General features: G+C 65.3%; 15 protein-coding genes and 1 tRNA gene. 12 read left to right on the forward strand and 4 right to left on the reverse strand.

Annotation, left to right across the window (positions count from 1 at the left end):
• Positions 1–7: 7 nt before the first annotated feature.
• Both BLT40_RS02130 and BLT40_RS02135 read left to right on the forward strand, forming a co-directional pair.
• Positions 8–592 (forward strand): hypothetical protein, encoded by a 585-nt coding sequence (locus tag BLT40_RS02130; RefSeq protein ID WP_079521095.1) that lies wholly within the window; start codon positions 8–10, stop codon positions 590–592.
• A 208-nt stretch (positions 593–800) separates the two neighbouring features.
• Positions 801–1,763 (forward strand): hypothetical protein, encoded by a 963-nt coding sequence (locus BLT40_RS02135; RefSeq protein WP_079521094.1) that lies wholly within the window; start codon positions 801–803, stop codon positions 1,761–1,763.
• 122 nt (positions 1,764–1,885) lie between these two features.
• On the opposite strand, the gene BLT40_RS02140 is transcribed toward BLT40_RS02135, so the two are convergent.
• Entirely contained in the window at positions 1,886–2,170 is a 285-nt protein-coding gene (locus BLT40_RS02140) for a hypothetical protein (protein WP_090351042.1), read from the reverse strand.
• 38 nt (positions 2,171–2,208) lie between these two features.
• Here BLT40_RS02140 and BLT40_RS20170 point away from each other — a divergent pair, with 38 nt between their 5' ends.
• The 3 genes from BLT40_RS20170 to BLT40_RS02155 all read left to right on the forward strand — a co-directional run bounded on the left by BLT40_RS20170 (position 2,209) and on the right by BLT40_RS02155 (position 4,519).
• On the forward strand, positions 2,209–2,463 hold the full coding sequence (locus BLT40_RS20170; protein WP_176809073.1) for a hypothetical protein: 255 nt from the start codon (positions 2,209–2,211) through the stop codon (positions 2,461–2,463).
• Between the two features lie 100 nt (positions 2,464–2,563).
• Positions 2,564–3,487: a hypothetical protein gene (locus BLT40_RS02150; RefSeq protein WP_139382688.1), complete on the forward strand. Its 924-nt coding sequence runs from the start codon at positions 2,564–2,566 to the stop codon at positions 3,485–3,487.
• A 216-nt stretch (positions 3,488–3,703) separates the two neighbouring features.
• Complete coding sequence (locus tag BLT40_RS02155; protein ID WP_090351045.1) at positions 3,704–4,519, forward strand: hypothetical protein; 816 nt, start codon at positions 3,704–3,706, stop codon at positions 4,517–4,519.
• A gap of 355 nt (positions 4,520–4,874) precedes the next feature.
• Here BLT40_RS02155 and fdxA read toward each other — a convergent pair whose 3' ends face one another.
• Both fdxA and BLT40_RS02165 read right to left on the reverse strand, forming a co-directional pair.
• Complete coding sequence (fdxA, locus tag BLT40_RS02160; protein WP_090351047.1) at positions 4,875–5,198, reverse strand: ferredoxin FdxA; 324 nt, start codon at positions 5,196–5,198, stop codon at positions 4,875–4,877.
• Positions 5,199–5,227: 29 nt separating this feature from the next.
• Positions 5,228–5,303, reverse strand: a tRNA-Glu gene (locus BLT40_RS02165).
• A 183-nt stretch (positions 5,304–5,486) separates the two neighbouring features.
• On the opposite strand from BLT40_RS02165, the gene pcnB reads away from it, so the two are divergent.
• From pcnB to BLT40_RS02200, 7 genes are all read left to right on the forward strand, one after another.
• Positions 5,487–6,851 carry a polynucleotide adenylyltransferase PcnB gene (gene pcnB / locus BLT40_RS02170; protein ID WP_079521091.1) on the forward strand — a complete coding sequence of 455 codons (1,365 nt, stop codon included), beginning with the start codon at positions 5,487–5,489 and terminating at the stop codon, positions 6,849–6,851.
• Positions 6,848–7,333, forward strand: coding sequence for a 2-amino-4-hydroxy-6-hydroxymethyldihydropteridine diphosphokinase (gene folK, locus BLT40_RS02175; protein WP_255363913.1), 486 nt, complete (start codon positions 6,848–6,850; stop codon positions 7,331–7,333). Before pcnB ends, folK begins: the two co-directional genes overlap by 4 nt.
• A 69-nt stretch (positions 7,334–7,402) precedes the next feature.
• Positions 7,403–8,230, forward strand: coding sequence for a 3-methyl-2-oxobutanoate hydroxymethyltransferase (panB, locus tag BLT40_RS02180; RefSeq protein WP_090351050.1), 828 nt, complete (start codon positions 7,403–7,405; stop codon positions 8,228–8,230).
• Positions 8,231–8,240: 10 nt separating this feature from the next.
• Positions 8,241–9,086, forward strand: a complete 846-nt coding sequence (gene panC, locus BLT40_RS02185; RefSeq protein ID WP_036111978.1) for a pantoate--beta-alanine ligase — start codon at positions 8,241–8,243, stop codon at positions 9,084–9,086.
• Positions 9,087–9,223: 137 nt separating this feature from the next.
• Positions 9,224–9,604, forward strand: coding sequence for an aspartate 1-decarboxylase (gene panD / locus BLT40_RS02190; protein WP_036111981.1), 381 nt, complete (start codon positions 9,224–9,226; stop codon positions 9,602–9,604).
• Positions 9,605–9,858: 254 nt separating this feature from the next.
• Complete coding sequence (gene pgi / locus BLT40_RS02195; protein ID WP_090351052.1) at positions 9,859–11,493, forward strand: glucose-6-phosphate isomerase; 1,635 nt, start codon at positions 9,859–9,861, stop codon at positions 11,491–11,493.
• Between the two features lie 157 nt (positions 11,494–11,650).
• The gene (locus BLT40_RS02200; RefSeq protein ID WP_143025813.1) at positions 11,651–12,508 is read left to right on the forward strand and encodes a hypothetical protein; all 858 of its coding nucleotides are present in this window, start codon (positions 11,651–11,653) and stop codon (positions 12,506–12,508) included.
• Positions 12,509–12,521: 13 nt separating this feature from the next.
• On the opposite strand, the gene parE is transcribed toward BLT40_RS02200, so the two are convergent.
• A complete protein-coding gene (parE, locus tag BLT40_RS02205) occupies positions 12,522–14,411 on the reverse strand; it encodes a DNA topoisomerase IV subunit B (RefSeq protein WP_090351057.1) in 1,890 nt (629 codons plus the stop codon).
• Positions 14,412–14,496 lie beyond the last annotated feature (85 nt).

Raw genomic sequence — 14,496 nt, forward strand, 5'->3', positions numbered from 1 at the left:
CCGATTCATGAAGAAAACCTCGTACGCGCTGGTCGTCCCGGCACTGCTCCTGTCCGCCCTGCTGGTGTCGGGCTGTGGCGCGTTCCGCTCCACCAAGGAGTGGCAGAAGGCCCAGCAGGAGGCCCCGCTCGAGATCCCGCCGGGTCTCGATACGCCGTCGACGAGCGCTGCGCTGGTTGTGCCGGACGTCGGTTCGGGCGCTGCGGATGCCAAGGCGGCCGCGATCGCCGCACCGGTCTCCGACGGCTTCATCCTCTCGGATGATCCGGAAGCCGCCTACCGCCGCATCGGCGAGCTGCTGAGCGTGGGTGACCTTGGCAAGGTCGTGTCCCACGACGATGCGAACCACACCTATCAGATCGCCGCGACCACCAGCGCGCCGGAGAACCGCCCGGGTCTGTTCAAGCGCATGTTCGGTGGCGGCAAGAAGGACGACGCGCAGGACGCTCCGGCGTCGGCGCAGGGTGGTAACCACACGGTCGTGCTGGCGGTGACCGCCAGCGGCACCGGCAGCGAAGTCCGCGCGCAGGGTGACGCCGGTGGCGTTCGCCGCGTGGTCGACTCGCTGAAATCGCGGATGGGCAGCAAATAACCTCGCTCATCAGCGTATTCCGCAAAACGCCGCCTTCGGGCGGCGTTTTGCGTTGGGGCGGCACCTGTTACCCGTCGACGTGCCGAAAATCGCCTCGCGCCGCCTACAGCGAAAGGCGGATGGCCCCGGATCGACACCCGCATTAGCGTATCGGGTGAGGGCGAGGCAGCCCGCCACGATGGCGATCGATCCAGGGAAGGACAGGGACATGAAGCACGGGAAAGCGTTGCTGCGTACGGCTTTGGTCACGAGTTGGCTGGTCCTGCTCCTCGCGTGTGCACCGGCCGTGCGGCAGCCGCCGTCGCCGGAGGCGTCCCGGACCCGTGCGGGCATGGTGGTCCAGGGAGCGCATGACAGCGATGGGCAGGCCGTCGCGCGCCACCTGCAAGATCGCTACGACGACACGGCGGCGGATTGCCGAAAAAACGCGAGCGATCCCAATCCGCTGCCAGCGGTGCTCTGCTCGGGCATTCTGCTGCGCACGACCGTGCGCGGGAACTACGATGTCTGGAACCCCAACCCCGCGTCGCCCCTGAAGTACGGGGTATCGTTCTCCTGGCTACGCAGGGATTCCGCGTTCGGCGGCCTGGTTTTCAACTACGACAACGGCTTCATCATCCTGCCGCACTTCTTCGCGGATTCGCCGTCGGATGGTTATACCCAGCTCGCCGTGTTGTGCATCTTTCCTTTTGACGCGGATACGCTGAATCGGATAGGGGATAAAAACGACGGCTGCGGTCAGCATGGGACGACGGCGGGTACGGGTCCCTGCCAGGCGCAGAAGATTGAAACAGCGGCCCAATGGCTGGCTAAGTTTGGCGCGGCGGCAAATCGCTATCGCGATCAATGCGGGTTCACGCTGACGGCCGGGACGCCTGGCGCTTCTCTCTCGTTTCAGGCGCAGGCGAGCATTCGGACACAACTGGCGCAGTTCTTCGGGACACATAACGAAGTCATGGTGGGGAAGTGGGCGCAAAACGATGCACACATCCCTCTTGAGGCCTTCTTTTACGACGACCGGGGCACAGGGCTGGCCAATGCGCGACTGAATCAATGGGACTTCCAGGCCGCCACTCGTCGGTGGGTGCCGATCATCAAGGTAACGATGCCGACGGTCATCAATGGGCCGGCTGCATTCACGTACGTGGTTGCCGATCAGCAGATTCCCTGAGCCTTGAGGGCGTAGTCAAAAACGAGGCGGGGCAAGCTGGCCGCCATGGATAACGTATCGTCGGGAAGGAGACCGTCATGACCCAAAGAAGCGATGCGACCGAGCGGTTGCGGGTGGCGCTGTTAGGCCTGCTCGATGAACTCGACGCGCGAACGGATGTGGGTGGCGCGCAGCTCAGTGCTGCCGGATCGATAAACGACGAGGTGGGGGAGGACGCGGATGCGGAATCGCATCCGGAGGTCAGTGCCGCCCGTTGGGGGCAGTATCTTCTGAAAAGGCAGCACGATCTGCTCGCCACGTCGCGGGACCGGAACGTGGTCGATGAGGCTCGCGGCCCGCTTGCGCGGCGGCATGCCTTGTTGGCATCGGAATACCTCCAGACGATCCTGGAGGGGCAGATCGAGCATTTTTCCGGTGGCATCTCGACCAATCAGGTCTGGATCCCGTGTCCGTGTTTTGGGACGGTGCCGCCACCGCCACCGCCACCGCCACCGCCACCGCCACCGCCACCGCCACCGCCACCACCACCGCCACCACCGCCACCGCCACCGCCCCCTCCTGTGCCGGTGCCGCCGCCCCCGGGGCCGTATCCACCGCCTCCGTCACCGCCGCCACGGCCGCCGGAAGGGGGGAGCGCCTGCAGGACGTGTGGGAGCACGGTGAATCCTCAGGGGGCGCGTTACTGCATGACCTGCGGTAACGCGTTATGAGGTAGCGCGGCACCGCACAGCGATCCGCGGTTTTTGCGGTTTGTGCGGTGTCGCCTTTAGCGGTCCCGGGTTGCCAGGGAAGGATTCGTCATGGAACGGCGTGTTTCGGAAGGGTTGCGTGCCGGTGGGCTGGGGCTGTGTTGCCTCCTGGCCTCCTGTAGTCACACCGTTCGCCATCCTGCGCCGATGGCGCATGACGGCGACGGTCTCAGGGTCGCCCGCGCTATCCAGGCCAGGTACGACGACTCGACGAATGTCCGCTGCAACGGTTCGGCCACCGCTCCCTCGTTTCTCTGCTCCGGCGTCATGCTCCGCAGTACGGGCTACCCGGCCAGCGGTCACGCCTGGGACCCCAAGGGCGCAACCAATCCCAAGCCGGGGGGTATCTCGTTCTCCTGGATGCGACGTGACGCGCAGTTCAACAAAGTGGCACACGGGTACACGCAGGGTTTCGTGCTGATTCCCGTGCTGCTTTATGACGGCCGGCCGTTCCGGAACATGGAGGTCCTCTGTGCGTATGCCATCGACGGTGCATCCGATGAGCGCGCCAGTCGCGGGTGTGGGGCCCACCGCAAGTACCTTTCCGACAGTGGACCGTGCCAGTCGCAAGGCATCGTGACGGCAGCGGCGTGGCTGCTTCACTACGTCAAGGTGTCAGGCGAATACGAGCAGCGCAACCATCAGTGCGGCTTTGCCGTGATGTCCGCCACACCGAACTCGTCGGCCATCTTTCAGGAAGCTCTCGGCGCCATGCGTGTCATCAAGCAGCAGTCGTTCCGTGAGCAGAACGAACTGGTCGTGGAGGAGTGGTCGTTTGGCGATGACGCCCGGTTGCCGATCGAGGCGTTCTTTTACATCTCGGGGCAGGACGGTCCGCGCGGGGCGATGGCCTACCAGCGTGATTTTCAGGCAGTTGCCGGCCGTTGGGTGCCAGTGATTCGCCTGACGCTGGCGCCGTCGGCGGGAGACCGAGCCACATTCACGTATCGCCCGCAGGATCAGGCCATTCCCTGATCGGAGCTATTCAGCCAAGGAAGGTGAGTCATGAAGCATGTATGGATTCGACGCTACCGGGCGTGGGGTGTGGCCTTCGCGATAGCGACGGTGGCCGCCTGCTCAAGTGTGCCCGGCACTCGTCCGGCCTCCCCTGAGCGGGCGACAGTGGTCGCGTCGCATCGGGCGGACGTCCCGCCGCTGGTTGCTCATGACAGTCGGGGAGCCGGGCCCGGGATGACGTACTCCGTCGGTGTCCAGGATGCTGACGGACCCTCGGTGGCGGCGGCCCTGCAGGCGCGCTACGCCAGCGCCGTCACCGCGTGTCCTGGCGGCCTGCCGGCCGTGTCATGTTCCGGTGTGCTGATGCGGGCGACGGTGCGGGGTGCCTATCGCGTCTGGAATCCCAATCCGGTAAGCCGCACGCCGCGGGGAGTGCCTTTCTCCTGGCTGCGCCGGGACGCGGCGTTCAGCGGGATGGTCTTCAATTACACCAATGGCTTCATCGTGGTGCCCTATCAGACGGCGCTGGGTTTGCCAGGCCGATACACGGCACTGGAAGTGCAGTGCGTGTATGCCTATGACGCCGATACGTACAACCGCACCACCGGCCTGCGCGACGGATGCTCTCCCCATGACACCGAGAAAAGCACCAACACGGCGCCGTGCCAGTCGCAGGACATTTTCAATGCCGACCAGTGGCTCCGCCGGTTTGAATACGCCACCAATCGCTACACCATGCAATGCGGCTTCCGGGTCAGCGCCGGCACGCCGAACGCGGCTGCCGTTTTCATGGCGCTGCCAGCGATACGAGCGAAGCTGCCGAACGAGATGTGGCTGCACGACGAGCTGATGGTCGCCACGTGGGGTCAGGACGACCCCCGCGTCCCTGTCGAAGCGTTCTTCTTTCTTGCTGGCAGCGCTGCCGGTCTGGCGGAAGCGCGCGCGAATCAGACCGACTTCCAGGCCGTCACCGGGCATTGGGTGCCGGTCATTCAGTTGACCCTGCCGACCAGTCCGAATGGCCCGGCCTCATTCACTTACACGCCCTGAGGCGGGGCGTGGGATCACTGCGACGGAGGTCTCCTCGCGAGACTCCGCGCATCAACGCGGGAGAGCGGATATGAGTGATCGATGGAGCGAGCTGGCGACGAAGCTGACAGAGGTGGTGAAGCTGATCGAGCTGCTTCAGCAGCCGGTTACACCGGAGGGTGGCATTGAACCCAGTGCTGTCCACTATCCGGGGGGAGGGACGCCCCCGCCTCCGCCTCCGCCGCCACCGCCGGGTCCGGCACCGACCCCGCCAGGAGGTGGCGGAATCTACTGCAAGGCATGCGGAACGTATAACGTCTTCTGACAGTTCTGGCGGGGCGGCACGGACACGTCCGCCCGTCCCTTGCCCGGCGCCTCAGCACTCGATCAGATCGATCTTGCCCGGCTTGCCTTCCCAGTCCTTCGCGTCGGGGAGGCCGTCCTTGCGCTCGGTGATCACCTTCCACTCTTTCGAGAGTTCGGCATTCAGCGCCACGAACGCTTCCTGGCCCGCGGGGACGTCGTCCTCGGGGTAGATGGCGTTGATCGGGCATTCCGGCTCGCAGAGGGTGCAGTCGATGCACTCGTCCGGATTGATCACGAGGAAATTCGGGCCCTCATGGAAGGCATCCACGGGGCAGACTTCGACGCAGTCCGTATACTTGCACTTGATGCAGTTGTCGGTAACGACAAAGGTCATGCGGACTATTTATGCGCCGAAGAGGAAAGTGGTGCTCCCTACGAGGTTCGAACTCGTGTTCCCGCCTTGAGAGGGCAGTGTCCTAGACCACTAGACGAAGGGAGCAGGTCGTACCCGGGGTACGAAGCGCGCTAGTATAGCCAAAATCCGGTGGCCAGCAACGCTTTTTTTGCCCGCTCGTCGGATCGGGTCAGATTCGTTACATTTGACCCATTCATCCCGACACCGGCTGCCGGTGGGGGCAGCCACTTGAACGGACGCGGACGCGCCCGCCAGGACCAAGACCGCTTGAATCCCGAAACCAGGAATGAGGTTCCGCCGACGCTCCGCGTCATCCCGCGCGAACAGCACTCCATTTCCCGCAAGAACATCAGTAAAGCCGCCCTGCGCGTGCTGTACCGGCTGCACGACGCCGGCTTCGCCGCCTATCTGGTCGGAGGCGCGGTACGCGACCTGCTGCTGGGCGGCCATCCCAAGGACTTCGACGTGGCGACGGACGCCACCCCCGACGAGGTCAAGGGGCTGTTTCGCAACTGCCGCCTGATCGGCCGACGCTTCCGTCTGGCCCACGTCGTGTTCGGCCCCGAGATCATCGAGGTAGCGACCTTCCGTGGCACGGGCGAGGAAGGCGGCGAGGGCGACCGGCACATCGCCACCGACGGCCGCATCGTCCGCGACAACATATGGGGCACGATCGAGGAAGACGCCGTGCGCCGCGACTTCAGGGTCAACGCGCTTTACTACGACATCGCCGATTTCAGCGTGCGCGATTTCGTCGGCGGCATGCAGGACCTCGAAGACCGCACCATGCGGTTGATCGGCGACCCCGATCAGCGCTATCGCGAAGACCCGGTGCGCATGCTGCGCGCCGCCCGCCTTGCCGCGAAGCTCGGCTTCACCATCGATGCCGCCGCCTCCGCGCCCTTCGCGACGCTGGGTCATCTGCTGACCGAGGCGGCACCCGCCCGCCTGTTCGACGAGTCGCTCAAGCTTTTCCTGGGCGGTCACGGCCTGAAGAGCTTCAAGATGCTCGAGGCGTGCGGTCTGCTGAAATTCCTGTTTCCCGCCACCGCGCGGGCGCTCGAGCGGGGCGACAACGCCCTTCGTGCGCTCGTTGAGCAGGGGCTCGCCAACACCGATGCACGCATCGCCGAGGGTAAGTCGGTTACGCCGGCCTTCCTGTATGCGGTGCTGTTGTGGGGCGAAGTGCGCGACCAGGCCCAGGGCTGGATCGCTCAGGGCTATGACGCCAACGAAGCATGGCAGCACGCCGCGGTGCGTGTCGTCGGCGAGCAGTGCCAGCGTGTGGCGATCCCGCGCCGCTTCACTTTCACGATGGAAGAGATCTGGTCGCTGCAGCCGCGGTTCGAGCAGATCCACCGTAAGCGCGTGTTCCGTCTGATGTCGCACCCGCGCTTCCGGGCCGCGTTCGATTTCCTTCTCCTGCGTGCCCCGGAATCGGATGGCATGCGCGAGCTGGGCGAGTGGTGGGCGCATGCCCAGCAGTTGCCTCCCGAGATGCTCGCCGCCGCCCTCGGTGGCGGTGGCGTGCCGGTGCACGAGCCTTCCACCTCGTCGTCGGCGCCCGCGCGTAAGCGTCGCCGTCGCCGCAAGCCGACGGGTCGCGGTAAGGGCGGTTCGGGCGACGCGTGAGCGTGACCGCGCTGATCGGCCTGGGTGGCAACCTGGGTGACGTGCGTGCGCGGCTCGCGACCGCCATCGACGCGCTCGGCCGGGTGCCGGGTGTTTCGGTGGGGGCTCGCTCGCGGTTCTACCGTACGCCGCCCTGGGGCAACGTCGACCAGCCGGACTTCGTCAATGCGGCGGTCGCGATCGATACCACCATGGGCCCGCATGACCTCCTCGATGTCCTGCTTGCCACCGAGCGCGACTTCGGGCGTGTTCGCGATGGCGAGCGCTGGGGGCCGCGCACGCTCGATCTGGACCTGCTGGCGTACGGCGATCGCACGATCGACGACGAGCGGCTTACCGTGCCACATCCCCGCATCGCTGAGCGAGCCTTCGTGCTGCTGCCCCTCGCGGACATCGCTCCCACGCTGACCTTGCCCGGGATCGGGCGGGTCGACGCGTTGCTTGGTCGGATCGACGCGGCCGGCTGCGTCTTGCTGGGCTGATGTCATCTCCTTGAGATGCCGCTCGTGTAGGCGGACAATTCCCGTTTCACCCAATCTGGCGAGAAGAGCGTGTACGTCGAAAAAACGAGTGCGCCGGCGCGTAAGCCGGTGACCGTGCCGGGCCTCAAGGCGATGAAAGCCGACGGCCGGAAGATCGTGATGCTCACCGCCTACGATGCGAGTTTCGCCGCGCAGCTGGAGTTTGCCGGGGTAGATATCGCCCTGGTCGGCGATTCGCTGGGCATGGTGGTACAGGGTCGTTCCAGCACGCTGCCGGTCACGGTCGACGAGATGGTCTATCACACCGCCGCGACCGCGCGCGGGCTGTCGGCGACCCTGCTGGTGGCCGACCTGCCGTTCATGAGCGATCGCGACGTGGCGACCGCCATGGACGCAGCCGCGCGACTGGTGGGGCAGGCGGGTGCCGCCATGGTCAAGATCGAGGGCGCCGGGCGTATCTGCGAGGTCATCGCCGCGCTTGCCGAACGCGACATTCCGGTCTGCGGCCATCTGGGTCTGACGCCGCAGTCGGTCAACAAGTTCGGCGGCTACAAGGTGCAGGGCAAGACGCAGGACGCCGCCGACAAGCTGCTGGCCGACGCGAAGGCGGTGGAAGCCGCCGGTGCCGACCTGCTGGTGCTCGAGTGCGTGCCGTCCGCGCTGGCAAAACGCATCACCGCCGAGCTGTCCATTCCCGTGATCGGGATCGGCGCGGGCGTCGATTGCGACGGTCAGGTACTGGTCGTCTACGACCTGCTCGGCCTCACCCCCGGCAAGCGCCCGAAGTTCTCGAAGGACTTCCTCGCCGGCCGCGATTCCATTCAGGGCGCGATCGCCGCCTATGTCGAGGACGTGCGCGAACAGCGCTTCCCCGGCGCCGAACACAGCTTCACCTGAGGACCACCCGATGCAGACCGTTACCGATGCCGCCGCGCTCCGCGCCACCGTCCGTGGCTGGCGCGCCGCCGGCCACAACGTCGGCTTCGTGCCCACGATGGGCAACCTGCACGCCGGCCACCATTCGCTGCTGAAGCTGGCGCGTGCCCGCGCTGACCGCGTGGTCGCCAGCGTGTTCGTCAACCCGACCCAGTTCGGTCCGGGCGAGGACTTCGAGCGCTACCCGCGTACCCTGGCTCAGGATCAGGCTGGCCTGGCCGAGGCAGGGTGCGACATCCTCTTCGCCCCCGAGGTGTCGACGATGTATCCGTTCGGTCCGGCCGCCAGTGTCAGCATCCACGTGCCGGTCATCACCGACACGCTCGAGGGGGCGCATCGCCCGGGACACTTCGACGGCGTCGCCACCGTGGTGGCCAAGCTGTTCAGTCTGGTCCAGCCGGACCTCGCCGTGTTCGGCCAGAAAGACTTTCAGCAGCTCAAGGTGATCGAGCGGATGGTTGCCGACCTCTCGCTGTCGGTGAAGGTCATGTCCGCGCCCACCCTGCGTGACGAGGATGGCCTGGCCAAGAGCTCTCGCAACCAGTATCTGTCGACCCAGGAGCGCGCCCGCGCGCCGCAGATCTACGCCACCTTGACACAGATGCGCGATCTGTTCGGTCAGGGTCACAGCTGGCAGGCGCTGGAGCAGGCCGCCAGGGCCCGTCTGGAGCGGGCCGGCTTCGTGCCCGACTACGTGGCGATTCGCCGTGCTGACGACCTTACGGAGCCGACGGCGGAGCAGCGCGACGGCCTCGTCGCCCTCGTGGCTGCCCGGCTGGGCAATACCCGCCTGATCGACAACCTGCCGTTCGACTGAATCCCTTCACAAACGGGGACTTGCGTTTCGAGGCGCTGTCCCCCATAAAGCGCACCGACAGAGGAAGCCCACGCGACGGACGGGCAACCCTCCGTTAGAATGGGCGTTTTTGTAACCGCCAATACCCAGAGACCGCCATGCAGCTCAACATGCTCAAGTGCAAGATCCACCGCGCCACGGTGACTCACGCCGAGCTGAACTACGAAGGTTCGATCGCCATCGACGGCAACCTGCTCGACGCCGCGGGTATCCGCGAGTACGAGCAGATCCATGCCTGGAACATCAGCAACGGCGAACGCTTCGTCACCTACGCGCTGCGCGCGGATGAGGGCTCGGGCATCATTTCCGTCAATGGCAGTGCCGCCCGTCGCGTCTCCGTGGGCGACCTCGTGATCATCGCCGCGTTCGCCACCCTGTCCGAGGCCGAAATGGCCAAGTACCAGCCGGACCTGGTCTACGTCGACGCGAACAACCGCATCACGCATACGAATCATTCGATTCCGAAGCAGGCGGCGTAGCCGCCTGCTGTGTAGGAGCGCGCCTCGCGCGCGAAAAGCCAAGAAAGCGATGAAGCGGCACCCCATCATCGCCCTGTAGGCTTTTCGCGCGCAGGGCGCGCTCCTACATCAGCGGGGTGGCCAGCCGCAGCGTGGCCACATCCGCCGCATGGCCGCACGATCTCGCGAGTCCCCGGAGCGACATCCATACAATCCACTTACGCTGCACTGCGGTAACATCGGGATTCCCTATCCGTTGCAGCCAAGTGGAAGCCATGGAATCACAGCACGACCGTCTGCCCTCGTTCGAGGAGCACGCCTCCCGCCTTGCCAGGACCACGCTTCGCGAACTCGTCCAGGACGATGCCCGCGGTGAGCGCCTGCGTCGCCGTATGGGCCCCATCCTTCTCGACGTGTCCCGCCAGAAGCTCGACGTCGCGGCGCTCGACGCCGTCGGCGAGTACATCGAAAGCACCGGCTGGAAAGCCGCGCGCGACGCGATGTACGAAGGCAAGCACATCAATACCTCCGAAGACCGCGCGGTGCTGCACACCGCGTTGCGCGGCGGTGCCTCGCGACATCCTGCGGCGCCCGCCGACGTCCGTAAGGAAGTCGCCGATGCGCTCGACAAGATGGAAACCCTGGTCAATGCCGTCCACAAGGGCGAAGGCGAGTCGGTCGGCCTGATCGGTCGCGTCACCGACGTGGTCAACATCGGTATCGGCGGTTCGGACCTCGGTCCCCGTCTGGCCGTGCACGCGCTCGAACAGTTCCATGTCGACGGCATCCGCAGCCACTTCCTGACCAATGTCGACGGCCAGGCAGCGACGGACCTGATGAAGGTGCTGGACCCGGCGCACACGCTGGTGATTCTCGTCTCCAAGAGCTTCAACACGCAGGAGACGCTGCTCAACGGTGGCGTGTTCCGCAACTGGATTCTCAAGGCCAACGACGGCGACGAGGCGAAGACCACCAGGCACTTCATCGCCGTCAGTTCCAACGACGAAGCCGTGCACAAGTGGGGCGCCTCGCAGGTGCTCCCGATGTGGGACTACGTCGGCGGCCGTTTCTCGCTCTGGTCGGCGGTCGGCGCGTCGATTGCCTTCGCCATCGGCATGAAGGGCTTCCGCGACTTGCTCGCGGGCGCTGCCGAGGCCGACGATCATTTCCGCAGCGCGGAGTGGAAGGACAACCTTCCGGTCCTGCTGACCATCGCCGAAGTCTGGAACCGCAACGTCCTCGGCCGCAGTAGCCGTGCCGTCGTGCCGTACGTGGATTCCCTCGCCGACCTGCCGTCCTACCTGCAGCAGCTCGAGATGGAAAGCCTCGGCAAGCACGTGCATCCGGGCGACGGCAGCGAAGTGACGGGCAAGACCGTCCCGGTGGTCTGGGGCAGCATCGGCACCAACGCGCAGCACGCCTATTTTCAGGCGCTGCACCAGGGCACCGATATCGTGCCGCTGGAGTTCATCGGTCTGGTCAAGCCGGCGCACCCGCTGCGCGAGAACCACGACGTGCTGCTGTCCAACCTGCTGGCGCAGGCCGCTGCGCTGTCGCTGGGCAAGACCTTCGAAGAGGCCCTGGCCGAAGCGAAGACCGGCACGGAAGAAGAGCGTCGCGTCCTGGCTGCGCAGCGCACCTTCAAGGGCGATCGCCCGAGCACCGTGTTCATGCTCGACTCGCTCACCCCGCATTCGCTGGGTGCGCTGATCGCGCTGTACGAGCACAAGGTGTTCCTGCTCGGCCACCTGTGGGGCGTCAACGCGTTCGACCAGTGGGGCGTGGAGCTGGGCAAGGTGATTGCGAAGCAGATCTATCCGTCGCTCGCCAGCGATAAGGACGTCGGCGATCTGTCGCAGTTCGATGGCGCGACACGTGCATTGATCGGGGCGATTCGCGGGCGTCGATAACGAGCATCGCTAACACACGAAGAGCCCGGCATATGCCGGGCTTTTCGTTTTTATATGCCGGAAAAACACAGGTCGCGCCTACAGCCAATGGCCTATCGCGGTGCTGTTGCCATCGGGCGCACAGTGAGCGCGAAGTTCCCAAGGATGGAGACGCGTCATGACGACACGACACACTGGAATGTGGAAGGTTTTCGCCCTTCTGCTGTTGCTTGCCGGCTGCGCCACGGAGTCGCCCCGCCGACTCACGCCACATGCCTCGACGCAGGAAGACGGTGCCACGGTGGCGCAGCACATCCAGGATCGGTACGACCAGCTCTACACGGAATGTCGGCCCAGCTATACGCCCGCGGTGCTGTGCACGGGGGTTCTTATGCGCGGGACGATATGGTCGACGGGCTACCATTCGTGGATTCCGAACCCGGCAAACGCGAATGGTGGCGTGTCCTTCTCGTGGCTGCGGCAGGACTCGAATTTCGGCCTCTCGGCCTATCCGAACGGGTTTATCGTGTATCCGCATTTCTACTCGGACACACCCAACTTCTACCAGCTGACGGTGAACTGCGGCTACGTCATCAACGCCGGAACGAACGGCCTCCCTGACAAGTGCCGGTCTCCGTGTCACGCGCAAGGGGTGCTCACCGCCGCCCAGTGGCAGGCAAAGTACGGCGCGGGGTCTTATGGCTGTGCATTCAAGATCGCCCCCGGGGACGCCGCTCCGGATGCCGCCGTCGCATGGATGCAGATCGTCGAGGTCCGCAAGGCGCGGAGCATCTTTACGTGGAACGAAATCATGGTGGAGGCATGGCCTCAGAACACCTACGCAAACATGCCCCTCGAGGCGTTTTTCTATATCTCAGGGAATGCATCCGGCCTCGCCAGCGCGAAGCTGGATCAGCAGGATTTCAGGACGACAGCGGGTCGCTGGGTTCCGGTGATCCGGTGGACACCCGCGACGTCGATCGGTGGCCGCGCGACCTTTGCGTACAACGCGGCCGACCAGGCCATCCTCAACTGAAGCAAGGCGACGCTCAAACCTCGAGCGTCGCCATATCACCCTTTTCTTCCAGCCACTGCTTGCGATCGCTCGCACGCTTCTTGGCCAGCAGCATATCCATCAGCTTCGCCGTGCCGTCTTCCGCTTCGATGGTCAGCTGCACCAGACGACGCGTATCGGGATGCACGGTCGACTCGCGCAGCTGCGCCGGGTTCATCTCGCCCAGGCCCTTGAAGCGCGTCACGCTGACGGCACCCTTCATCTTCTCGCGCTCGACCTTCTCCAGCATCAGACGCTTCTCTTCCTCGTCCAGGCAATAGAACACCTGCTTGCCCACGTCGACACGGAACAGCGGCGGCATGGCGACGAAGACGTGGCCCTGGCTGACAAGGGTCGGGAAGTGACGCAGGAACAGGGCGGCGAGCAGGGTGGCGATGTGCAGGCCATCGGAATCCGCGTCGGCCAGGATCACCACCTTGCCGTAGCGCAGACCGGACAGGTCGTCCTTGCCGGGATCGCAACCGATGGCGACCGCCAGGTCGTGCACTTCCTGCGATGCAAGCACGGCGGTCGACTCGACTTCCCAGGTGTTCAGGATCTTGCCGCGCAACGGCATGATCGCCTGGAAATCCTTGTCGCGCGCCTGCTTTGCCGAGCCACCCGCCGAGTCACCCTCGACCAGGAAGATCTCGGTGCGGGTGAGGTCGGTGGAGGCGCAGTCGGCCAGCTTGCCGGGCAGGGCGGGTCCCGCGGTGATCTTCTTGCGGACGACCTGCTTGGCCGCCTTGAGACGCGCGCTGGCGCGTTCGATGGCGAGCTGGGCGATCTTCTCGCCGAGGTCCACATGCTGGTTCAGCCAGAGACTGAAAGCGTCGTGCACCACGCCTTCGACGATGCCGGCGGCGGCACGCGAGGACAGGCGCTCCTTGGTCTGGCCGGCGAACTGGGCGTCCTGCAGCTTGACGCTGAGCACGAAGGCCAGCCGCTCCCAGACGTCTTCCGGTGCCAGCTTGACGCCACGCGGCAGCAGGTTGCGCAGGTCGCAGAACTCGCGGATGGCGTTGGTCAGGCCCGAACGCAGACCGTTGACGTGCGTGCCGCCCTGCGCGGTCGGAATCAGGTTGACGTAGCTTTCCTGCACAAGGTCGCCTTCCGGCAGCCAGGCCAGGGCGACGTCGAGTGCATCGGTCTCGCGTGAGAAATGCTTGACGAACAGCTCCGACGGCAGCGCTTCGGCGCCCTGCAGTTCGGCGCGCAGGTAATCGGACAGGCCGTCCTCGAAGTACCACTCGGTGGTTTCGCCGGAGCTTTCGTCCGTCAGACGCACGGTAAGGCCGGCGCACAGCACCGCCTTGGCGCGCAGCAGGTGCTTGAGCTTGGAAACGAGGATCTTCGGCGTGTCGAAGTACTTCGGGTCGGGCCAGAAGCGCAGCGTGGTGCCGGTCTTCTTCCTGGGCACCGTGCCGATGACTTCGAGGTCGCTCGCACGGTCGCCGTCGGCGAAGCTCATGCGGTATTCCTGACCCTCGCGGCGGATCGTGACGTCCACGCGCGTCGACAGCGCATTGACCACCGACACGCCCACGCCATGCAGGCCGCCCGAGAACGCGTAATTCTTGTTCGAGAACTTGCCGCCCGCATGGAGGCGGGTAAGGATCAGTTCGATACCCGGCACCTTCTCTTCCGGGTGGATGTCCACGGGCATACCGCGGCCGTCGTCGGTGACTTCGACCGAGCCGTCCTCGAAGACGGTGACATCGATGGTTTTCGCATGGCCGGCGAGGGCTTCGTCGACCGAGTTGTCGATGACTTCCTGGGCCAGATGGTTCGGCCGCGAGGTGTCGGTGTACATGCCGGGACGGCGCTTGACGGGATCGAGACCGCTGAGGACTTCGATGTCTGAGGCGTTGTAGCGAGTATTCATTAGGTATCGAGGCCGTTCGTAGCCGGGCAGGATGGGGTGAGTGCCCCGGAATGGTCAAGCGTGGGACCGCCGTGTATCAGAGGAT

It is taken from the genome of Dyella sp. 333MFSha, from assembly GCF_900102405.1.
GTDB classification, from domain to species: Bacteria; Pseudomonadota; Gammaproteobacteria; order Xanthomonadales; family Rhodanobacteraceae; genus Luteibacter; species Luteibacter mycovicinus.

Excerpts from the sequence above, each read along its gene's own strand:
- BLT40_RS02130 (WP_079521095.1), top strand. The coding sequence starts at position 8 with ATGAAGAAAACCTCGTACGCGCTGGTCGTCCCGGCACTGCTCCTGTCC.
- BLT40_RS02135 (WP_079521094.1), top strand. The coding sequence starts at position 801 with ATGAAGCACGGGAAAGCGTTGCTGCGTACGGCTTTGGTCACGAGTTGG.
- BLT40_RS02140 (WP_090351042.1), bottom strand. The coding sequence starts at position 2,170 with ATGCTCGATCTGCCCCTCCAGGATCGTCTGGAGGTATTCCGATGCCAA.
- BLT40_RS02150 (WP_139382688.1), top strand. The coding sequence starts at position 2,564 with ATGGAACGGCGTGTTTCGGAAGGGTTGCGTGCCGGTGGGCTGGGGCTG.
- BLT40_RS02155 (WP_090351045.1), top strand. The coding sequence starts at position 3,704 with ATGACGTACTCCGTCGGTGTCCAGGATGCTGACGGACCCTCGGTGGCG.
- fdxA (WP_090351047.1), bottom strand. The coding sequence starts at position 5,198 with ATGACCTTTGTCGTTACCGACAACTGCATCAAGTGCAAGTATACGGAC.
- panC (WP_036111978.1), top strand. The coding sequence starts at position 8,241 with ATGCAGACCGTTACCGATGCCGCCGCGCTCCGCGCCACCGTCCGTGGC.
- panD (WP_036111981.1), top strand. The coding sequence starts at position 9,224 with ATGCAGCTCAACATGCTCAAGTGCAAGATCCACCGCGCCACGGTGACT.
- pgi (WP_090351052.1), top strand. The coding sequence starts at position 9,859 with ATGGAATCACAGCACGACCGTCTGCCCTCGTTCGAGGAGCACGCCTCC.
- BLT40_RS02200 (WP_143025813.1), top strand. The coding sequence starts at position 11,651 with ATGACGACACGACACACTGGAATGTGGAAGGTTTTCGCCCTTCTGCTG.
- parE (WP_090351057.1), bottom strand. The coding sequence starts at position 14,411 with ATGAATACTCGCTACAACGCCTCAGACATCGAAGTCCTCAGCGGTCTC.